Raw genomic sequence first — 20,467 nt, 5'->3', positions numbered from 1 at the left:
CCTTCAGTGTCGTTCGACACGGACGATCAGTTGGACTTCGCGGTCAGCCAGACGGTCATCGCAACGACCGCGCCGAGTCCGAAGATCCAGATGAACAGACCCTCGGCCACCGGGCCCAGGGAGCCGAGTGCGAACCCGCCGGGCGACTTGTTGTCCTGCACGTACTTGAGGTACGTGATGATGTCGGCCTTCTGCTCCGGCGTGAGGTTCAGGTCGTTGAAGACCGGCATGTTCTGCGGGCCGGTCTGCATGGCCTCGTAGATGTGCTTGCCGGAGACCGTCGACAGGTTCGGGGCGTACTTGCCCTCGGTCAGAGCGCCGCCGGCGCCGGCCACGTTGTGGCACATGGCGCAGTTGATGCGGAAGAGCTCTGCACCTTCGGCCGCGTCGCCGTCCTCACCGTTGGTGAGCTCGGTCGAGGGGACGGCCGGGCCGGGGCCCAGCGAGGCGACGTACTCGGCGAGGGCGTCGACCTGCTCGTCCGTGAACTGCGCGGGCTTCTCTTCGGCCTGCGGGCCCTGGGCGGCCATCGGCATGCGGCCGGTGCCGACCTGGAAGTCGACCGAGGCGGCGCCGACACCGATGAGGGACGGACCCTCGCTCGTGCCCTGGGCGGAGAGGCCGTGGCAGGTCGCGCAGTTCGAGGCGAAGAGCTTCTGGCCCTCGTTCACCTTCGACTGGCTGGTCGCTGCGACGGTGGTCGTGCTGTCGTCCGCGTTCGCCGTGGAGCTGAACAGCGCGTACGCACCGCCGGTGGTCATGAGACCCACGACGATGAGCGAGACGGTCGCCATCGGAGAGCGGCGGCCCTTCTTGGACTTGGTTCTGTTGAACATGTGCTGGGGGGTGTCCAGTTCCTACTTGAGAAGGTAGATGACGGCGAAGAGGAAGATCCACACGACGTCGACGAAGTGCCAGTAGTACGACACGACGATGGCGGTGGTCGCTTCCTTGTGACCGAAGTTCTTCGCGGCGAAGCCGCGGCCGAGCGTCAGCAGGAAGGCGATGAGGCCACCCGTGACGTGGAGGCCGTGGAACCCGGTCGTCATGTAGAAGGCCGAGCCGTAGGCGCTCGAGGAGAGGGTGACGCCCTCGTGCCAGAGGTTGGCGTACTCGAAGATCTGGCCGCAGACGAAGATCGCGCCCATCGCGTAGGTGACGAAGAACCACTCCGTCATGCCCCAGTGGCGCGGGTTCCAGCTCGTGCGGTGCACCTGGAAGCGCTCCGCTGCGAACACCGCGAACTGGCACGCGAAGCTGGACAGCACCAGGATGATCGTGTTCACCGAGGCGAACGGCACCTCGAGCTTGGAGGTTTCGGCCGCCCAGAGCTCGGGGGACGTGCTGCGCAGCGTGAAGTAGATCGCGAACAGGCCGGCGAAGAACATGACCTCGCTGCCCAGCCACACGATCGTCCCCACGGCAACGGCGTTCGGCCTGTTCAGGGCCGGACCGCTGGCGGATCGGGAGAGAGAGGTGCTAGTCACGTCCTCCATTATGGCCGAAACCCCCGACAGTGTTTTCGCAGGAGACTGGCGGGTCTCTCGAATTCACTACGATCGAGCCATGCCTGACGCACTCTCTTGGCCTGCAGTGATCAGCGCGCTCATGGCGCGCGAGGACCTGACGATCAGGCAATCCACATGGGCCATGGAGGAGATCGTGCACGGGCGCGCCACTCAAGCGCAGATCGCCGCGTTCGCCGTGACCCTCCGGGCGAAGGGCGAGACCGTCGACGAGGTGGTCGGGTTCCGCGACGCGATCCTCGACGCCGCGGTTCCGCTGGACGTCGACCCGATGGCCCTCGACATCGTCGGCACCGGCGGTGACGTCGTCGGCACTGTGAACGTCTCGACGATGGCCGCGATCGTCATCGCCGCGGCCGGGGTGCCGGTCGTCAAGCACGGCAACAAGGCGAGCTCCTCGAAGTCCGGGTCGAGCGACGTGCTCGCTGCACTCGGCCTCGATCTCACGATGGACGCCGCGCGTGTCGCGGACACCTTCCGGCGTGTCGGACTGACCTTCGCGTTCGCCAACGCGTTCCACCCCGGCTTCGCCCACGCCGGGCCGGTCCGGCGCGAGATCGGCGTGCCGACGGTCTTCAACTTCCTCGGGCCGCTCGTCAACCCCGCACGGTGCGAGGCCAACGCCGTCGGAGTGGCCCAGCTCGAGCTCGTGCCGATCATCACGGGCGTGTTCCAGACCCGCGGCGCGACCGCCCTGGTGTTCCGCGGTGACGACGGTCTCGACGAGCTCACGACCACCGGGCACAGCCACATCTGGGAGGTCACCGGCGGGCGCATCACCGAGCACGACCTCGACCCGCGTGACCTCGGCATCGCCCGTGCCCGCACGGAAGACCTGCTCGGTGGCGACCCGGAGCACAACGCCGGTGTCGTGCACCGCGTCCTGGCGGGGGAGACCGGCCCGGTCCGCGACATCGTGCTCCTGAACGCCGCTGCCGGCCTGGTGTCCTTCCGGCTCGCGCAGGACCCGGCACAGTCCGATCGCCCGATCCTGCAGCGGTTCCGGGAGCAGCTCGCGGTGGCCGCCGAGGCGATCGACTCCGGCGCCGGCGCCCGCAAGCTGGCTGATTGGGTCGGCGAAGCTCCCGCCGCGTAGTCCACGCCGCCCCGCGCACCGTGCGGGGTGCGTCACCCGGTGCGAGCCTGGCGGCTCGGTGCGCCGCCACGAGCGCGCACCCGGCGGTCACCGCTGCACCCGGCGAACGGATCCGCACCGTGCCGTGCTGGCAACCCCGCGCCGGACGGGAGGCCCGCGGCGGGCCCGCCCCGCGCCTCCAGTCCGCATCGTGCGCGGTCCGCGATCCCGTGCCGCTTCCGCGCGAGCCGCACCGTGCGGGGTGCGTCACCCGGTGCGAGCCTGGCGGCTCGGTGCGCCGCCACGAGCGCGCACCAGGCGGTCACCGCTGCACTCGGCGAACAAACCCGCACCGTGCCGTGCCCGCAACAACCCCACCACCCAGCACCCCGCCACCCGCCGACCGGACCCCGCGACCGACGCGGGGGAGACGCAACGCGACGGGAGGCCCGGTGCCGGTTCCAGGAACCGGCACCGGGCCTCCCGTCGGTGCGTTCAGTGCACGCGGTCAGCGTGCACCCGCGTCGTTACTGGACGTCCTCGTCGACCCAGTCGAAGGTCTTCGTGACGGCCTTCTTCCAGAGGCGGAGCGTGCGCTCGCGCTCCGCGGCGTCGAGCTGCGGCTCCCAGCGCTTGTCCTCCTGCCAGTTGGCACGGAGCTCGTCGAGGTTGGCCCAGAAGCCGACCGCGAGACCGGCCGCGTAGGCCGCGCCGAGCGCCGTCGTCTCGGCGACGACCGGACGCACCACCGGCACGTTGAGGATGTCTGCCTGGAACTGCATGAGCTCGTTGTTGGCGGTCATGCCGCCGTCCACCTTGAGCTCCGTCAGGTCCACGCCCGAGTCGGCGTTGACGGCGTCGAGGACCTCGCGGGTCTGCAGCGCCGTCGCCTCGAGGGCCGCACGTGCGATGTGCCCCTTGTTGACGTAGCGGGTCAGGCCGACGATGGCACCGCGGGCATCCGGACGCCAGTACGGCGCGAACAGCCCGGAGAACGCCGGCACGAAGTACACGCCGCCGTTGTCCTCGACGGTCTTGGCCAGGGCCTCGACCTCCGGGGCACTGCCGATGAGACCGAGGTTGTCACGGAGCCACTGGATGAGCGAACCCGTGACGGCGATCGAGCCCTCGAGTGCGTAGTGCGTCTCCTGGTCGCCGAGCTTGTAGCCGACGGTGGTGAGCAGGCCGTTCTCGGAGCGGACGATCTCGGTACCGGTGTTGAAGATGAGGAAGTTGCCGGTGCCGTAGGTGTTCTTCGACTCGCCCTGGTCGAACGCCGCCTGGCCGAAGGTCGCGGCCTGCTGGTCGCCGAGGATGCCCGCGATCGGGACCTCGCGGAGCAGGTTGGACGACTCGACGTGGCCGTAGACCTCGGAGGAGCTGACGATCTCGGGGAGCATCGACTTCGGCACACCGAAGTCGGCGAGGATGTCGTCGCGCCACTGGAGCGTCTCGAGGTCCATGAACAGCGTGCGGGACGCGTTCGTGACGTCGGTCTTGTGGACGCCGCCGTCGACGCCACCGGTCAGGTTCCAGAGGACCCAGGTGTCGGTGGTGCCGAAGAGCAGGTCCCCGGCCTCGGCCTTCTCACGCGCACCCTCGACGTTCTCGAGGATCCACATGATCTTGGTGCCGGCGAAGTACGTCGCGAGCGGGAGGCCGACGATGGCCTTGTAGCGGTCGGTGTCACCGTCGGCGAGCTTGTCGACGATCGACTGCGTGCGGGTGTCCTGCCAGACGATCGCGTTGTAGATCGGCTTGCCGGTGGTCTTGTCCCAGACGACGGCGGTCTCGCGCTGGTTGGTGATGCCCACGGCGGCGACGTCGTGACGCGTGATGTCGGCACGCGACAGTGCCTGACCGATCACCTCGCGGGTGTTGTCCCAGATCTCGGCGGGGTCGTGTTCGACCCACCCGGCGCGCGGGAAGATCTGCTCGTGCTCCTTCTGCCCGGTCGAGATGATCGAGCCGGAGTGATCGAAGACGATCGCTCGGGTGGAGGTCGTGCCCTGGTCGATGGCGACGATGTAGTCGGCCATTGGTGCTCCTTACGGGTGTTCGGTGCGGTGAGCGGCCCGTGCGGACGGGCCGCTCACCCCGGGGTTGGGTTGGTTCAGCTGACGACGGGCAGCAGCGCGTAGGACAGGCCGGCGGCGATGGCGCCACCGAGCAGCGGTCCGACGACGGGCACCCAGGCGTAGGCCCAGTCGCTCGAGCCCTTGCCCTTGATGGGAAGGAAAGCGTGCGCGATGCGCGGGCCGAGGTCACGGGCGGGGTTGATGGCGTAGCCGGTCGGGCCACCGAGGCTGACACCGATCGCGATCACGAGGAAGGCGACGGGGATCGCGCCGAGCTCCGACGGGGTCTGGCCGTTGGTGAAGGCGATGACGACGAACACCAGCACGAAGGTGCCGATGATCTCGGTCACGAGGTTCCAGCCGTACGAACGGATCGCGGGGCCGGTGGAGAAGACGCCGAGCTTGGCGGCCGCGTCGGGCTCCTCGTCGAAGTGCTGCTTGTAGGCGAGCCAGACGATCACGGCACCGATGACCGCGCCGATGAGCTGGGCGAGCCAGAACAGCAGCATCGCGCCGACGGTGATGTTGCCGAGGATGGCCTGGGCGAGGCTGACGGCCGGGTTGAGCTGGCCGCCCGACTTGTAGGACACGGTGACGCCGGCGAAGACCGCGAAGCCCCAACCGATCGTGACCATGAGGAAGCCTGCGCCGAAGCCCTTCGACTTCGTGAGGGAGACGGCGGCGACGACACCGCCACCCAGGATGATGAGCATCGCCGTGCCGACGAGCTCGGACAGGAACTTGACGCCGATGTCGTCCATCGGTGACCTCCAGTGCGTGAGGTGGGGGTCCGGTGGTGCTGCGCCGCACTCCCCGTTGAGTGATTGAGGCCGAGCATAGTGACGCGGAGAACGACGGGGCGATGAATTCCTGAGGGAAGTCCGCGATCGTGCACGAACGTGCAAGCGCCGTGCGCTGCGGGGGATCACGAGCCGGTGACACGTCCCCGTGGTGCTGCACGAACGTGCAAACCGGACGAACGAGCGCCCGGGCGTCGGATGTAGATTGGGCGCACTCCGGTCGACGACGGCGGTGTGCAGTTCGCCTCGGTTCGGCCCCGTACCCGTGGAGGCACGCGCATGAAGAAGCTCATCAACGACCCGCAGGCCGTGGTCGACGAGACCGTCCGGGGCTTCGCCCGGGCACACGCCGGTCACGTGGTCCTGGTCGAGGACCCGATCCACCTGCACCGCGCCGACGCTCCCGTCGCCGGCAAGGTCGGCATCGTCAGCGGCGGCGGCAGCGGACACGAGCCGCTGCACGCGGGCTTCGTCGGGTACGGCATGCTCGACGCCGCCGTCCCGGGCCCCGTGTTCACGAGTCCGACCCCGGACCCGATCGTCGCGGCCACCAAGGCCGTCGACGGCGGCGCGGGCGTCCTGCACATCGTGAAGAACTACACCGGCGACGTCCTGAACTTCGAGACCGCCGCCGAGCTCGCCGAGATGGACGACATCCGCGTCGAGGCCGTCGTGGTCGACGACGACGTCGCCGTGCAGGACTCGCTCTACACCGCCGGCCGCCGCGGCGTCGCCGGCACCGTCGTCGTGGAGAAGTGCGCCGGTGCCGCGGCCGAGCGCGGTGACGACCTGGACGCAGTCGCCGCGGTCGCCCGCCACGTCAACGACGTCACGCGGTCGATGGGCCTGGCCCTGGCGTCCGGCACCGTGCCGCACGCGGGGGAGCCGTCCTTCACGCTCGCCGACGACGAGGTCGAGCTCGGCATCGGCATCCACGGCGAGCCCGGTCGCGAGCGCATCCCGATGGCGCCGGCCGACCAGCTCGTCGACCGCGTGCTCGAACCGATCCTCACCGACCTCGACGCACCGGCCGGCTCGAAGCTGCTCCTGCTCGTGAACGGCATGGGCGGCACCCCGCTCTCCGAGCTGTACATCGCCTACCGACGCGCCGCCGAGGTACTGACGGACCGCGGGTACGACGTCACGCGTAGTTTGGTGGGCGACTACGTCACATCCCTCGAGATGCAGGGGTTCTCGCTCACCGTCACGGTGCTCGACGACGAACTCACGGCACTCTGGGACGCACCGGTGGAGACCCCCGCACTGCGCTGGGGACGCTGAGCGGCCGGATCCGTCCGCTCGACCACCGACCACGACACCGAGCCCACCGGGCCGGACACACGAAGGGAACCGCATTGGCGCTCGACACCGCATGGGCCATCGACTGGGTCCGTCGCACCGCCGCGACGATCGACGAACACCGGGCCGAGCTCGTCACACTCGACCGGGAGATCGGTGACGGCGACCACGGCGAGAACCTCGACCGCGGCTTCCGCGCCGTGCTCGAGGCCGTCGACGGCGGCTCGTTCGACACGCCCGGCGCCGTGCTGAAGACGGTCGCGACCAAGCTCATCTCGACCGTCGGCGGTGCCGCCGGTCCGCTGTTCGGCACCGCGTACCTGAAGGCAGCCCAGGCCGCCGGCGACGCGTCCGAGCTCGACGCTGACACGCTGGTCGCCGTGCTCGCCGCAGCCCGCGACGGCGTGGTCTCGCGCGGCAAGGCCGCGGTCGGCGACAAGACGATGGTGGACGCGTGGGGCCCGGCGGTCGACGCCGCCACCGCCGCAGCGGCAGCCGGTGCCGACGCGGCAGCCGTGCTCGCCGCCGCGGCCGACGCCGCCGCCTCGGGCGCCGAGGCCACCGAACCGCTCGTCGCCCACAAGGGTCGTGCGAGCTACCTCGGCGAACGCGCGGTCGGGCACCGCGACCCGGGTGCGCAGTCGACCGCGTACATCCTGCGTGCCGCGGTGGAGGCGACGACGGGCGCCGCCGCGTGACCGTCGGCATCCTGATCGTGTCGCACAGCGCCGCGATCGCCACCGGCACGGTCGAGCTCGCCCGCCAGATGGCGGCGGACGTACCGCTCGTCGCTGCCGGCGGGACCGACGACGGCGGCATCGGCACGTCGTTCGAGGCGATCACCGCCGGCATCGAGGAGCTCTCGGACGCCGACGCCGTCGTGGTCCTGTGCGACCTCGGATCGGCTTACCTGACCACCGACACGGCGCTCGACTTCCTCGACGACGACGTCCGCGCACGCGTGCACGTCTCGCAGGCTCCCCTCGTCGAGGGCGCGGTCGCCGCGGCCGTCGCGGCCCAGACGGGTGGTGACGCCGGGGCAGTGCTCGCTGCTGCGGCGTCCGCCGCAGGGTCCGCGGACGACGCGAGCAGCGCCTCCCGTCCGTCCGGTGACCAGCCGGGAGGCACGGGGCCGGGTGAAGGGGCCGCCAGCGTCGACGACGTGGCCGCGTCCGAGAGCGTCGAACTGGTGAACGAGACCGGCCTGCACGCCCGCCCCGCGGCGGAGTTCGTCAAGACGGCGGCCAGGTACGACGCAGCGGTGCGCGTGAACGGCGTGGACGCGAAGAGCCTGCTGGCGATCATGGCGCTCGCGCTGCCGAAGGGGGCGACCGTGTCGATCGAGGCGACCGGTGCGGACGCGCAGGCCGCGGTGGACGCGCTCGCGGAACTGGTGCGGAGCGGCTTCGGCGAGTAGGCGTCGCCACTCGCCGTCCCGTGTTCAGCGGATGGACACCGTTCCTGCGAGGTCGAGGTCCGACGGCCCGCCGGTGACGCCCGCGTCGGCGAGGAGCGTGGCGCCGAAGACCGCGCTCCAGAACGTCCGGGCATCACGGCCGACACCGCTCGGACTGGTCCAGCTGTGCTCGGCAACGATGCGCTCGAGGTAGCGCTCCGACTGCCGGAACAGGACCGCGAGCAGGAGTCGCACGCGCTCGCGCTGGGCGTCGTCGTCACCGGCGGCGGCCAGCGCGCGCACGACGAGCGGCGTCGACGGCATCGCGAGCGCCGTGCGCGCGAGCACCTGACGGAACGCGTCGGCGGACCCGGCGCGCCGACCGGCGGCCTGCAGGCGCGTGGTGTCACGGAGGAAGAGCGCGAAGGCGGCGTCGAGGACGAGGCGGTCCTTCGAGCGGTAGTGGTGCGTGATCTGGTTCGGGTAGACCCCGGCCGCACGGGCGATCTCGCTGACGGTGACGGCGTGGCGCGCGGTGCTCGCTCCGCCCGCGTCACCGGCTGCCCCTGCGCTGAGGAGTCCGGCGGTCGCCGCGAGGATCCTCGCCCGGGTCGCTGCGCCGCGGGTCGTCCCGGCGCCGTCGGTGGTTGCCATCTCTGAATTGTACGTGGTACAAATCCACTTGTTCAACGTACAAGAAGGAGTACTCGTGGACATCTCCATCACCGGCTACGGCGCCGTCTCGCCGTTCGGCCACGGCGTCGCGCCGCTGTGGGACGCCCTGGTCGCCGGGCGCTCCGGTGTGCAGGAGCTGCACCGGGACGCGCCGCTCTGGGAACAGGTCCCGATCACGATCGGCGCGGACGCGGCACTCGACGCCGAGTCCGTACTCGGTCGCGTGCGGGCGAACCGGCTCGACCGCAGTCAGCAGCTCGCCCTCGTCGCCGCCGCCGAGGCCTGGGCCGACGCCGGCGCTCCCGCCGTCGCGGGCGACCGTCTGGCCGTCGTCGTCGGGACCGGTATCGGGGGAGTGGAGACGTTGCTCGATGCACACGACGTGCTCGGGGCCTCGGGCGCCCGCCGGGTGTCGCCCCGGACCGTCCCGATGCTCATGGCCAACGGGGCCGCGGCACAGATCAGCATCGAGTACGGTGCCCGTGCCGGCGCCTACACGACCGTCTCGGCGTGCGCGTCCGGCGCCGAGGCGATCGCGATCGCAGCGCGCCTCGTCGTCACGGGAGAGGCCGACGTCGTCATCGCCGGCGGCACCGAGGCTGCGGTCACCCCGGTGACCATGGCCTCGTTCGCGCAGTCCCAGGCCCTCGCGAAGCCCGACGGCGGCGACCCCGCCACGCTGTCGCGACCGTTCGACGCCGACCGCCGCGGGTTCGTGCTCGGCGAGGGCGCCGGGTTCGTCGTCCTCGAGCGGGCCTCGCACGCCGCCGCCCGCGCACAGCGGTCGCACGGCACGCTCGCCGGGTGGGGGATCACGTCGGACGCCTTCCACATCACCGCCCCGCTCGGGGACGGCAGCGAGCAGGAGCGCGCGATGACGGCCGGGATCCGGATGGCCGGGCTCACCGGGACGGACATCGACCACGTCAACGCGCACGCCACCGGGACCCCGGTCGGCGACGTCGGTGAGGCTGCCGCCATCGCTCGTGCAGTGGGCAGCGGCGCGATCGTGACGGCGCCGAAGAGCGCGATCGGGCACATGTTCGGCGCGGCGGGAGCGGTCGAGGCGATCCTGACGGTCCGGACGCTCGAGACCGGGATCGTGCCGCCGACACTGAACCTGGAACACCAGGACCCGGCGATCGACCTGGACGTGGTGGCGGGGGCAGCCCGGACGGCGACCGTGCGTGCCGCGCTGAACAACTCGTTCGGGTTCGGTGGACAGAACGCGTCGTTGGTGTTCACCGCGGTCTGAGGGGCACGGGGACCGACGTATCCTGACTGCCATGAGCATGGAAGGCGTGGCCTGGAGCTCGCTGTACAAGATCTCCACCGCCAAGGACGGCAAGCACGGCATCTCACGCGAGTCCGTGCGGCGGATCATGACGTTCGCCGTGCCCTACCGGGCCAAGCTGGTGGTCTTCATCGCGCTCTCCGTCGTGGGCGCGGTCCTCGCGGTCGCGACACCGGTCCTCGCCGGCCGGGTGGTCGACGTGATCGTCGCTCGGGGCGCACTCAGCACGATCGTCTGGCTCGCGGTCGTCATCGCCCTGGTCGCGTTGGGCGACGCGGCCGTGTCACTCGCGACGCGCTGGTTCTCGGCACGGATCGGCGAGGGCGTAATCCTCGACCTCCGCACCGCCGTCTTCAACCACGTGCAGAAGATGCCGATCGCCTTCTTCACGCGCACACGGACCGGCGCGCTCGTCAGCCGCCTCAACAACGACGTGATCGGCGCGCAGCAGGCCTTCAGCGGCACGCTGTCCGGCGTGGTCACGAACCTCGTGGCGCTGATCCTCACCCTGACCGTCATGCTCAGCACGTCCTGGCTCGTGACGCTCCTGGCGATCGTGATGCTCCCGATCTTCCTCGTCCCCGCGCGCCGCATGGGCAGCCGCCTCGCCGCGCTGCGTCGCGAAGCCGCCGACCACAACGCCGCCATGAGCACGCAGATGACCGAGCGCTTCTCCGCGCCCGGCGCCACCCTCGTCAAGCTGTTCGGCCGCCCCGAGGAGGAGGCCGAGGAGTTCCGGGTGCGCGCTGCCCGCGTCCGCGACATCGGGGTGCGGAGTGCCCTGCTGCAGTTCGTCTTCGTCACCGCCCTCACCCTGGTCTCCGCCCTCGCCCTCGCGCTCGTCTACGGGGTCGGCGGTGCCCTCGCACTCGGTGGCCAGCTGAACACCGGCGACGTGGTGACGCTGGCCCTCCTGCTCACCCGCCTGTACGCGCCGCTGACCAGCCTCGCGAACGCCCGGGTGGAGATCATGAGCGCCGTGGTCAGCTTCGAGCGCGTCTTCGAGGTCCTCGACCTCGAGCCGCTCATCCGGGAGAAGCCCGACGCCGCCACCGTCCCCGACGGCCCGGTGGCGGTCGAGTTCGACGACGTCCGCTTCGCCTACCCGTCCGCCGACAAGGTGTCGCTGGCCTCGCTCGAGGAGGTCTCCACGCTGGACACCCGCGGCGGTGACGAGGTGCTGCACGGTGTCTCCTTCCGGATCGAGCCGGGGCAGACCGTCGCGCTCGTCGGGACCTCCGGTGCCGGCAAGTCCACGATCGCGCAGCTCCTCTCCCGCCTGTACGACGTCGACAGCGGAGCCGTCCGCCTGGCCGGGGCGGACGTCCGCGACGTCACGTTCGCCTCGATGCGGCACACCATGGGCATGGTCACCCAGGACGGCCACCTGTTCCACGAGACCATCCGGTCCAACCTGCGGCTCGCGCGGCCCGAGGCGACCGAGGACGAGGTGTGGGACGCCGTCCGCCGCGCGCGGCTCGAACCGCTGATCCGGTCCCTGCCGGACCAGCTGGACACCATGGTCGGGGAGCGTGGCTACCGACTGTCCGGCGGTGAGCGCCAGCGGATGACCATCGCGAGACTGCTGCTCGCACAGCCGCGCGTCGTCATCCTCGACGAGGCCACCGCGGCGCTGGACTCGACGTCCGAGGCCGCCGTGCAGGCAGCGCTCAGCGAGGCGCTCGAGGGGCGGACGGCGATGGTGATCGCGCACCGGCTCTCCACCATCCGGAGCGCAGACCTCATCCTCGTGGTCGAGGACGGCTCGATCGTGGAGCGCGGGACGCACGAGGAGCTGTTGGCCGTGGGCGGGCGGTACGAGGAGCTGCACCGGACCCAGTTCGCCGTGCAGAAGGACGTCGCCGCGGACGAGGAAGCGCTGAGCGGGAGCTAGTCCGCCGTCTGCGGTGCCGCCACCCACAGCACGGGGTCGCTCACTGGGCCCCTGGCCGATCGGCACGCCCTGTCATCCGAGGCCGAGGCAGAACGACATGACGGCCTGCTGCACCGGGAGGAGCGCGGCCTTGAAGTCGTGTCCGACGAACGCGGGGTGTTCCACCGCGTCGACGCTCACCTCACGGCCGCGCACGAACGGCGGACACGGGGCGAAGCGAACTCCCGCGGGGGCGAGGTCGAGCAGCGCGGCCGTGATCCGGTACGGCTCGAGGGCCCGGGCGTGCGGACCGGGTCCGTCCGTGAGGATCACGTCCGCCGACCGCACAGCAGCCTCGAGGTCGTCGGTCCACCCGGCTCCCGGGGTCGCGAGCTCGGGCGGGCAGCACTGGACCAGATCGAGCTGCAGGACGCGAGCGGCTTCCTGCCATGCCCTGGCGATGTTGCCGTCAGCACCCACGAAGAGGAAGCGGAGCGACGCGATGTCCCCCCGCTGCTGCTGCAGGGCGTAGAGGTCGGACAGCACCTCGCACGGGTGGTTGTCGTCCGTCATCGCGTTCACGACGGGTACCGCACGAGCCGCCGCCAGCGCCGCGACCACGGCGAGGTCCTGATGGCGCACCACGACGATGTCGACCCAGTTGTCGAGGTACCGGGCGACGTCTGCCAGCGCTTCCGGCTTGTCGAGCGTCGTGTCCGGGAACACGATCGGTTCGAGCCCCATCGACGAAGCGCCCCGCTCGAAGGTCACCCTGGTGCGCAGACTCGTCGGCGGGAAGAACATCGCCGCGGCACCCTCCGTGGTGGGCCCTCGACCCGCGACGAACGCGTCAGCCAGGTCGAAGACCGCACGGACGTCGGACGGGGACCAGTCATCGAGTTTCACGAGCGAACGCATCCCACCACCGTAGGGACTGTCCGGACCAGGGTCCGTCACCGGACGGCGCAGCAGGTCGGACCTCACACCTCCCAGTCTGATGTGAAGGTCCGGCCCCGGAGCAGGCCGGCCAGCTCCGCGTGGACGTCGATGGTCTTGCCCAGTCGGGCGGCGCGATCGGCGTTGAGCGCCGTGCCCTCCCAGTCCCGCTCGGAGACGTAGGCCGTGTACGGGTTGACGACGCACTTGAAGTCGAGCATGAGCGACTGCGCCAGGGCGCCCGTCGCCATGTAGCTGTGGGGGAGGCCCGCAGCGCACACCAAGGTGACGACCTTGTCGAACCACGCTGCGCGGCGGCCCTCACCGGTCGCACCGGTGGCTTCGATGAGCGACTTGACGGCGGACGACGGAGCCCAGTTGTAGACCGGGAACGCCAGCACCACGCCGTCCGACTCCTGGATCTCGCGGTGCAGCACCTCGAACGCTCCGCTGCTGAACACCTGGTCGTTGTCGAAGGGCGGCAGTGCCACGCGGGCGAGGTCGATGACCGTCGATGCGTGCCCGCCGTCGGTGAGGAGCTGCGCTGTCTGCTCGGCGAGGCGGCGGCTCGCACTGGTCGGATCGAGGCTGCACGAGATGACCGGGAGGTTCAGCGGGACCATCCGAGCACCGTACCGATCAGCACCTGGGGCGACGAGGGCACCGGGGTCCGTTCCGTGCTCACGGTGCCGGTGTGAACTGCTGGAGGCCGGTGACGCGCAGCAGGTCGAGCTTGGCGGCGTCCTCGGTGCCGGGGACCGCGGTGTAGACGACGATCCGCAGGTCGCCGCCCGGCACGGTCAGCACGTCGCAGTCGATCTCGATGGGTCCGACGGGTGTGTGCACCTGCTTGCGGCTCGCCCGGTGCTCGGCGATGCGACCGGTGTCCCAGCGACGTTCGAACTCGGGTGACTCCCGGCGGAGCCGCGCGACGAGCTCGGCCAGGTCGCGGTCGGCGGGGTAGCGGCCGGATGCCTGCCGGAGGTCCGCTGCGAGGTCGCTCGAGAACTCCTCCTGGTGTTCGTCGTCCCACTCGACACCGTCGTGTGCGTGCATGAAGTGCCGCCACACCAGGTTCCGCTCGATCCCGACCGCCCGCGAGGGGTCGCCGTTCAACGCCGCCCACAGGTCGTTCCACAGGACGATGTCGTGCGTCGCCGTGAAGACCGCGATCGGGATGTCGCCGAGTCGGTCGACGAGGCGCTGCACCCCGGGTGTGATGTGCCGGGGAACGACCTGGAGCGACGGGGGAGCGACTCCGGCGACCCGGCACAGGTGGTCCCGCTCCGCCGCCGTGAGCCGGAGCGCTGTGGCGAGGGCGCCGAGCAACTGGGGTGAGGGGTTCAGCGCGCGGCCCTGCTCGAGCCGGACGACGTAGTCGACGCTCACCCCCGCGAGCGCCGCGAGCTCCTCGCGTCGGAGACCCGGGGTCCGCCGGCCGGGCCCGGCCGGCAGGCCGACCTCTTCGGGACGGACCCGGTCGCGCCAGGAACGCAACACACTCGCGAACTCGCTCATGTCCACCATCCTCGCCCCGCGCCTCCTGTCCTTCCTGGTACTGGTGGTCCCACCGTCGCACGGTGCCTGGGGGAGTCAGCCGCAGGGGCGGAGAGTGGGGGCATGACAACGACACTCATCACCGGAGCCAACCGCAGCCTCGGACTCGAGACCGTCCGCCGCCTGGTGGACGCCGGCCACACCGTGTACGCCGGCATGCGCGACCCCGCCTCGGGCGACGAAGCACGGGCGCTCGGCGCCCACGTCGTCCAGCTCGACGTGACCGACCAGGACAGCATCGACGCCGCGATCGCCACCATCCCAGCCCTCGACGTGCTCGTGAACAACGCCGGCATCCTCGGGACGTCGTTCGGCGTCGACGACCTCGACGCCGCGGCCATGTCGGCGGTGCTCGACACCAACGTCACCGGCATCGTCCGGGTCACGCAGGCGGCGCTCCCGCTCCTGCGGCGGTCCGACAACCCGGTGATCGTGAACGTCGCCTCGGGCGTCGGCTTCGCCCGCTGGCTGACGACCCCCGGCCACGACGAGTACCCGGTGCCCGCTGTGCCCTACGCCGCGTCGAAGGCCGCGGTGATCGCGTTGACCGTGCAGTACGCGAAGAACCTGCCGGGGTTCCGGATCAACGTCAGCGACCCCGGCTACACCGCCACCGAGTTCAACGGCTTCGGCGGGCACCAGACGATCACCGAGGGCACCGACGCGACCGTCGCGCTCGCCATGGTCGGGCCGGACGGGCCCACGGGGGAGTTCCACAACCGGGACGGCCGTATCGAGTACTGACGCGCGCTGGGCGCGGACGGTCGCGGCATCCGCTTCAGTCGGGCACATCGCCACCGAACCCCGGCCCGGGGCGCATCATCCAGCCCTCCGGGTCGGGGACCGGACGGAACCCGAACCGTTCGTACAGGCCGTGGGCGTCGGCCGTGAAGAGCGCGAACCGCTTGAGGCCGAGCGGCTCGATCGCCTCGGTCACGCCCTGCACGAGGGCGACGCCGACGCCGCGGCCACGAGCGTCGGGATCGACGAACACGTCGGCCAGCCATCCGAACGTCGCCCCATCGGTGATCACCCGGGCGTACCCGAGCTGCGCACCCGTCGCGGTGTCGTACACGCCGAAGTTGCGGGACCCGGCGATGATCGCGTCCTGGGTGGCTCGACTGCGACCCCGCGCCCAGTAGGACTGCTCGCTGAGCCAGCGGTGCACGCGGTCGACGTCGAGGTCGGCGGGGTCGGCGGAGAAGTGCAGCGCGGTCGATTCGTCCATCGCACCAGTGAACCGGCGGTCGCCCGCCGCGGGCAACGGCCAATCCGTCGTCTGTGGACAACACGACGGCACCGTCTGGGACGATGGCGGGATGCGCGCAGTCCAGTACGACCACTTCGGATCCGCCCCGTCGATCGTCGACCTGCCCGATCCCGTGGCGCCGGACCACGGGGTCCTCGTCCGGGTCGCCGCCACCGGGGTGTGCCGCAGCGACTGGCACGCCTGGAAGGGGCACGACGACTCCGTCTCGCTGCCGCACGTCCCCGGGCACGAGTTCGCCGGTGTCGTCACGGCCGTCGGGTCGTCGGTGACCCGGGTATCGCTCGGTGACCGCGTGACCGCGCCCTTCGTGTTCGCCTGCGGGACGTGCCCCGAGTGCGTCGACAACGCCACCCAGGTGTGCACGCGTCAGCAGCAACCGGGGTTCACCCTGCCCGGGTCCTACGCCGAGTCGGTCGTCATCCCGCACGCCGACGTCAACGTGGTCGAACTGCCCGACGCCGTGGGGTTCGCCGAGGCCGCGGCACTCGGTTGCCGGTTCGGCACGGCGTACCACGCACTGCACGCCCGAGGTCGGGTCACAGCAGGGGAGTGGGTGGTCGTGTTCGGCTGCGGGGGCGTCGGCCTGTCGACGATCATCGTCGCGGTCGCTGCGGGTGCCCGGGTGATCGCGGTGGACGTCTCACCGGCGGCGCTCGAACGTGCTGCGACACTCGGCGCCGTCTCGGTGCCGATGGACACGGAGGCCGTCGCAGCGATCCGCGCCCGGACCGACGGCGGAGCACACGTCTCGGTGGACGCGTTCGGCAGCCGCGCGACGTCCGTCGCAGCGGTGGCGTCCCTGCGCCCGCGGGGCCGTCACGTGCAGGTCGGCCTGCTGCTCGACGACGAAGCCGAACCGGCCATCCCGATGGGGCGTGTGATCGCCGACGAGCTCGAACTACTCGGCAGCCACGGGATCTCGGTCGGGGAGTACGCCGCCATGCTCGCCGACGTCGTCACGGGCACGCTGCGTCCCGACGAATCGATTGGCCGGACCATCGGCTTCGACGATCTGCCGGACGCCATCGTGGCGATGGACCGTCCAGCCACGTCGGCCGGGATGACGGTGGCGGTCTTCTGATCGGCGTCGCACCCGGCGTGCGGGGAGCGTCCGGGGGTCACCTCGTGACACCTGAGTTGACATAATATGCATTATCGGCGCGTGGCCAAGCCCGCAAGATGAGCAGAAGAGGTCGGGTCCCCGTTCGGGATCCGACCTCTTCTGCTCACGGAACGACTTCGTCCGGAGACGACCTCAGTCCGCCGACTCGTGCGGGACGTCGTCCTTGTCGATCTCGAGCGCGGCCGACTCGTCGCCCTGCTCGTGCAGGTCGGCCTGGTCGGTGTCCGGCTGCTCCGGCGTCTCGCTCTGGGTGGTCTCTTCGGCTGGGTCGGGCTGGCTGTAGCTCATGCGCCGGACGCTACGCCCGAGATCCTGAACACGCGCCAGCGGTTCGCCGGAGACGTCTGGTGAGCAGCAATGGTCGAGTCCATCGGATGGACTCGACCATTGCTGCTCACGATCTGGGCCCGCCTGGCAGGCCGGGCCTCACGACTGCGTCAGGAAGACCGCGGTGGCGATGTACCCGATGATCCCGACGACGATCGCGACCACGGAGAGGATGATGCCGGCGAGGATCATCCCCCGGCTGCCACCGCGCTTGCGCGCGAGGATGCCGAGCACCAGCCCGACGATGCCTGCGACCACGCCGATGATGGCGATGAAGATGCCGCCGACGGTCCCGATGATGCCGAGCACCAGGGAGACGATGGCGAAGGTGTTCGACTGCGCGGGTGCGTTCCCGGGGTTGGACATGGTGGGGCTCCTTCTGATCAGGACGCCGATCCAGGCCGGGCAGCCGATCGTGAGCGTCGATCAGACGCTATCCGAACTGCACCGGCAACGTTCAGGTTCCGTCGGCGAACCTGTCCCCTGCCTCAGGCGCCGACGTAGGTGGCGAGGTGCTGTCCGGTCAGGGTCGAGCGGGCTGCGACGAGCTCGGCGGGTGTCCCCTCGAACACGATCCGACCGCCGTCGTGCCCCGCGCCGGGCCCGAGGTCGATGATCCAGTCCGCGTGGGCCATCACCGCCTGGTGGTGCTCGATCACCACGACGGTCTTGCCCGAGTCGACCAGGCGGTCCAGCAGGCCGAGCAGCTGGGCGACGTCCGCCAGGTGCAGTCCGGTCGTCGGTTCGTCGAGGACCACGATGCCACCCGGCTCACCGAGGTGCGTCGCGAGCTTCAGCCGCTGACGCTCCCCGCCGGACAGCGTCGTGAGCGGCTGCCCGATCGTCAGGTACCCGAGACCGACGTCGGCCAGACGCGACAGGATCGTGTGCGCCGCTGGGAGCTTCGCGGGGCCGTCGGAGAAGAACGCCACGGCATCGATGACGGACATGCCCAGCACCTGGCTGATGTCCTTGCCGCCGAGGTGGTAGCCGAGCACCGACTGGTCGAACCGCTTCCCGTCGCACTCCACGCACGGGGTGGCGATGCCCGCCATCATCCCCAGGTCGCTGTAGACGACGCCGGCACCGTTGCACGCGGAGCACGCGCCCTCGGAGTTCGCACTGAACAGCGCGGGCTTGACGCCGTTGGCCTTCGCGAACGCCTTGCGGATGGGCTCGAGCAGCCCGGTGTACGTGGCCGGGTTGCTGCGCCGGGATCCGCGGATGCCGCTCTGGTCGATGGCGACGACACCGTCGCGCTGCGCGAGCGACCCGTGGATGAGCGTGCTCTTGCCGGACCCGGCGACGCCCGTCACGACGGTGAGCACCCCGGTGGGGACGTCCACGTCGACGTCCTGCAGGTTGTGGGCCGAGGCACCGCGGATCGCGATCGCCCCGTCGGACCGGCGGACGTCGGCCTTCACCGAGACGCGGTCGTCGAGGTGCTGACCGGTGATGGTCCCGCTCCCCCGCAACCCGTCGACGGGTCCCTGGTAGCAGAGTGTCCCCCCGCCGGAGCCAGCGCCCGGGCCGAGGTCGACGACGTGGTCGGCGATCGCGATCACCTCGGGCTTGTGCTCGACGACCAGCACGGTGTTGCCCTTGTCGCGCAGCCGCAGCAGCAGGCCGTTCATCCGCTCGATGTCGTGCGGGTGCAGGCCGGTGCTCGGTTCGTCGAAGACGTAGGTCACGTCGCTGAGCGACGAGCCGAGGTGCTTCACCATCTTGACCCGCTGCCCCTCTCCCCCGGACAGCGTGCCGGTGGGTCGGTCGAGCGAGAGGTAGCCGAGACCGATCTCGACGAACGACTCGAGCAGGTCGCGGAGGCCGTCGAGCAGCGGCGCGACACCCGGATCGTCGATCGCCCGCAGCCACGGGACGACGTCGGTGATCTGCATCGAGCAGACGTCGGCGATGCTCTTGCCACCGATCTTCGAGGAGCGAGCGACGTCGTTCAGCCGGGTGCCGCCGCACGCCGGGCACGTCGTGAAGGTCACCGCGCGGTCCACGAAGGCGCGGATGTGCGGCTGCATCGCCTCGCGGTCCTTCTGCAGGAACGAGCGCCGCACCCGGGGCACGAGCCCCTCGTACGTCATGTTGATGCCGGCGATCTTCTGCTTGGTGGGCTCGCGGTACAGGAAGTCGGCGCGCTCCTGCTCGGTGAAGTCGCGGATCGGGGTGTCCTTGTCGAAGTACCCGGACTCGGCGTACATGCGGACGTTCCACCCGTCGGTGCCGTAGCCGGGGATCGTGATCGCCCCGTCGCCGAGCGCCTTCGCGTCGTCGAACAGCTGCGTCAGGTCGATGTCGTTCACGAGCCCGCGGCCCTCGCAGTCGGCGCACATGCCGCCGAGTCTGGTGAACGAGACCTTCTCGGCCTTGGCGTCCTTGCCCTTCTGCACCGTGATCGCTCCCCCGGCGGTGACCGTCGCCAGGTTGAACGAGAACGCGTTCGGACCGCCGACGTGCGGGTCGCCCAGACGGCTGAACAGGACCCGCAGCATCGCGTTCGCGTCGGTGGCGGTGCCGACGGTCGACCGCGGATCGGCGCCGATGCGCTCCTGGTCGACGACGATCGCGGTGGTCAGGCCGTCGAGCAGGTCGACGTCCGGGCGTGCGAGCGACGGCATGAAGCCCTGCACGAAGGCGCTGTACGTCTCGTTGATCATCCGCTGCGACTCGGCGGCGACGGTGCCGAACACGAGCGAGCTCTTGCCGGAGCCGGACACCCCGGTGAAGACCGTCAGCCGACGCTTGGGCAGGTCGACGTCGATGCCCCGCAGGTTGTTCGCGCGGGCGCCGCGCACGCGGATGCGGTCGTGGCCGTCGGCGGCGTGCACGATCAGGCTCGGGGCGGTGACGTCACCGGAACTGATGTGCATGTCGATCAGCGTACCGACGGGTACCGACACCGACAAGGCGCCCCGGCCCCCACCAGCAGACCCAGCACCGTGCGCACTTTCTCACCCCGTGCGCACTGTCTCACCCCGTGCGCGGTTCCGCGCACCGTGCAGCGCCACAAGCGCGCACCACGCCACCAACCCTGCACCGACCAACGGGACACGGCACCGTGCATTGGAAACAACCCACCACCGCACGGGAGGCACGGGTCGGGCCCGCACCGCGCCTCCCGTCAGCACCGTGCGCACTTTCTCACCCCGTGCGCGGTCACGCGCACCGTCCAGCGCCACAAGCGCGCACCACGCCACCAACCCTGCACCAACCGACGGACACGGCA

The 20,467-nt window shown here is 70.6% G+C and carries 20 protein-coding genes; 8 read left to right on the top strand and 12 right to left on the bottom strand.

Annotated elements, in window-relative coordinates:
* Nucleotides 1–26: 26 nt before the first annotated feature.
* Entirely contained in the window at nucleotides 27–836 is an 810-nt protein-coding gene (locus EDF63_RS08505) for a cytochrome c (RefSeq protein WP_123312618.1), read from the bottom strand.
* A gap of 21 nt (nucleotides 837–857) precedes the next feature.
* Nucleotides 858–1,496 carry a heme-copper oxidase subunit III gene (locus EDF63_RS08500; RefSeq protein WP_123312617.1) on the bottom strand — a complete coding sequence of 213 codons (639 nt, stop codon included), beginning with the start codon at nucleotides 1,494–1,496 and terminating at the stop codon, nucleotides 858–860.
* A gap of 70 nt (nucleotides 1,497–1,566) precedes the next feature.
* Here EDF63_RS08500 and trpD point away from each other — a divergent pair, with 70 nt between their 5' ends.
* Nucleotides 1,567–2,622: an anthranilate phosphoribosyltransferase gene (trpD, locus tag EDF63_RS08495; RefSeq protein ID WP_123312616.1), complete on the top strand. Its 1,056-nt coding sequence runs from the start codon at nucleotides 1,567–1,569 to the stop codon at nucleotides 2,620–2,622.
* Nucleotides 2,623–3,128: 506 nt separating this feature from the next.
* Here the strand turns inward: trpD and glpK are convergent.
* Together glpK and EDF63_RS08485 are read right to left on the bottom strand one after the other, a co-directional pair.
* Complete coding sequence (gene glpK, locus EDF63_RS08490; RefSeq protein ID WP_111084025.1) at nucleotides 3,129–4,640, bottom strand: glycerol kinase GlpK; 1,512 nt, start codon at nucleotides 4,638–4,640, stop codon at nucleotides 3,129–3,131.
* A gap of 74 nt (nucleotides 4,641–4,714) precedes the next feature.
* Nucleotides 4,715–5,440, bottom strand: a complete 726-nt coding sequence (locus tag EDF63_RS08485) for an MIP/aquaporin family protein (protein WP_123312615.1) — start codon at nucleotides 5,438–5,440, stop codon at nucleotides 4,715–4,717.
* Between the two features lie 318 nt (nucleotides 5,441–5,758).
* Between EDF63_RS08485 and dhaK the strand changes: the two genes are divergently transcribed.
* From dhaK to dhaM, 3 genes are all read left to right on the top strand, one after another.
* Nucleotides 5,759–6,760: a dihydroxyacetone kinase subunit DhaK gene (gene dhaK, locus EDF63_RS08480; protein WP_123312614.1), complete on the top strand. Its 1,002-nt coding sequence runs from the start codon at nucleotides 5,759–5,761 to the stop codon at nucleotides 6,758–6,760.
* A gap of 74 nt (nucleotides 6,761–6,834) precedes the next feature.
* On the top strand, nucleotides 6,835–7,476 hold the full coding sequence (dhaL, locus tag EDF63_RS08475) for a dihydroxyacetone kinase subunit DhaL (protein WP_123312613.1): 642 nt from the start codon (nucleotides 6,835–6,837) through the stop codon (nucleotides 7,474–7,476).
* Nucleotides 7,473–8,195 (top strand): dihydroxyacetone kinase phosphoryl donor subunit DhaM, encoded by a 723-nt coding sequence (gene dhaM / locus EDF63_RS08470; protein WP_123312612.1) that lies wholly within the window; start codon nucleotides 7,473–7,475, stop codon nucleotides 8,193–8,195. The genes dhaL and dhaM overlap by 4 nt, the downstream gene beginning before the upstream one ends.
* Nucleotides 8,196–8,219: 24 nt before the next feature.
* On the opposite strand, the gene EDF63_RS08465 is transcribed toward dhaM, so the two are convergent.
* Complete coding sequence (locus tag EDF63_RS08465) at nucleotides 8,220–8,828, bottom strand: TetR/AcrR family transcriptional regulator C-terminal domain-containing protein (RefSeq protein ID WP_123312611.1); 609 nt, start codon at nucleotides 8,826–8,828, stop codon at nucleotides 8,220–8,222.
* Between the two features lie 55 nt (nucleotides 8,829–8,883).
* Between EDF63_RS08465 and EDF63_RS08460 the strand changes: the two genes are divergently transcribed.
* The gene (locus EDF63_RS08460; RefSeq protein ID WP_123312610.1) at nucleotides 8,884–10,104 is read left to right on the top strand and encodes a beta-ketoacyl synthase; all 1,221 of its coding nucleotides are present in this window, start codon (nucleotides 8,884–8,886) and stop codon (nucleotides 10,102–10,104) included.
* Between the two features lie 31 nt (nucleotides 10,105–10,135).
* On the top strand, nucleotides 10,136–12,037 hold the full coding sequence (locus tag EDF63_RS08455) for an ABC transporter ATP-binding protein (protein WP_123312609.1): 1,902 nt from the start codon (nucleotides 10,136–10,138) through the stop codon (nucleotides 12,035–12,037).
* Between the two features lie 72 nt (nucleotides 12,038–12,109).
* Here the strand turns inward: EDF63_RS08455 and EDF63_RS08450 are convergent, their stop codons facing one another.
* The 3 genes from EDF63_RS08450 to EDF63_RS08440 form a co-directional block, all read right to left on the bottom strand.
* Entirely contained in the window at nucleotides 12,110–12,934 is an 825-nt protein-coding gene (locus EDF63_RS08450) for an ornithine carbamoyltransferase (protein WP_123312608.1), read from the bottom strand.
* A gap of 62 nt (nucleotides 12,935–12,996) precedes the next feature.
* Nucleotides 12,997–13,575: an NADPH-dependent FMN reductase gene (locus EDF63_RS08445; RefSeq protein WP_123312607.1), complete on the bottom strand. Its 579-nt coding sequence runs from the start codon at nucleotides 13,573–13,575 to the stop codon at nucleotides 12,997–12,999.
* 58 nt (nucleotides 13,576–13,633) lie between these two features.
* Nucleotides 13,634–14,470: a helix-turn-helix domain-containing protein gene (locus EDF63_RS08440; RefSeq protein ID WP_123313108.1), complete on the bottom strand. Its 837-nt coding sequence runs from the start codon at nucleotides 14,468–14,470 to the stop codon at nucleotides 13,634–13,636.
* Nucleotides 14,471–14,572: 102 nt separating this feature from the next.
* On the opposite strand from EDF63_RS08440, the gene EDF63_RS08435 reads away from it, so the two are divergent.
* A complete protein-coding gene (locus tag EDF63_RS08435) occupies nucleotides 14,573–15,253 on the top strand; it encodes an SDR family NAD(P)-dependent oxidoreductase (protein WP_123312606.1) in 681 nt (226 codons plus the stop codon).
* Nucleotides 15,254–15,287: 34 nt separating this feature from the next.
* Here EDF63_RS08435 and EDF63_RS08430 read toward each other — a convergent pair whose 3' ends face one another.
* Complete coding sequence (locus EDF63_RS08430) at nucleotides 15,288–15,737, bottom strand: GNAT family N-acetyltransferase (RefSeq protein ID WP_123312605.1); 450 nt, start codon at nucleotides 15,735–15,737, stop codon at nucleotides 15,288–15,290.
* Between the two features lie 91 nt (nucleotides 15,738–15,828).
* Between EDF63_RS08430 and EDF63_RS08425 the strand changes: the two genes are divergently transcribed.
* Nucleotides 15,829–16,860, top strand: coding sequence for an alcohol dehydrogenase catalytic domain-containing protein (locus tag EDF63_RS08425; RefSeq protein ID WP_123312604.1), 1,032 nt, complete (start codon nucleotides 15,829–15,831; stop codon nucleotides 16,858–16,860).
* 174 nt (nucleotides 16,861–17,034) lie between these two features.
* Here the strand turns inward: EDF63_RS08425 and EDF63_RS18650 are convergent, their stop codons facing one another.
* The 3 genes from EDF63_RS18650 to EDF63_RS08415 all read right to left on the bottom strand — a co-directional run bounded on the left by EDF63_RS18650 (nucleotide 17,035) and on the right by EDF63_RS08415 (nucleotide 20,111).
* Nucleotides 17,035–17,190: a hypothetical protein gene (locus EDF63_RS18650; protein WP_185021347.1), complete on the bottom strand. Its 156-nt coding sequence runs from the start codon at nucleotides 17,188–17,190 to the stop codon at nucleotides 17,035–17,037.
* Nucleotides 17,191–17,328: 138 nt separating this feature from the next.
* Nucleotides 17,329–17,595, bottom strand: a complete 267-nt coding sequence (locus tag EDF63_RS08420) for a hypothetical protein (RefSeq protein WP_123312603.1) — start codon at nucleotides 17,593–17,595, stop codon at nucleotides 17,329–17,331.
* A 122-nt stretch (nucleotides 17,596–17,717) separates the two neighbouring features.
* Nucleotides 17,718–20,111, bottom strand: a complete 2,394-nt coding sequence (locus EDF63_RS08415; protein WP_123313107.1) for an excinuclease ABC subunit UvrA — start codon at nucleotides 20,109–20,111, stop codon at nucleotides 17,718–17,720.
* Nucleotides 20,112–20,467: the final 356 nt, after the last annotated feature.

Source organism: Curtobacterium sp. JUb34 (assembly GCF_003755065.1).
GTDB lineage: Bacteria > Actinomycetota > Actinomycetes > Actinomycetales > Microbacteriaceae > Curtobacterium.
Note: the sequence above shows the minus strand (reverse complement) of the source record. Positions and strands in the feature narration are given on the sequence as shown.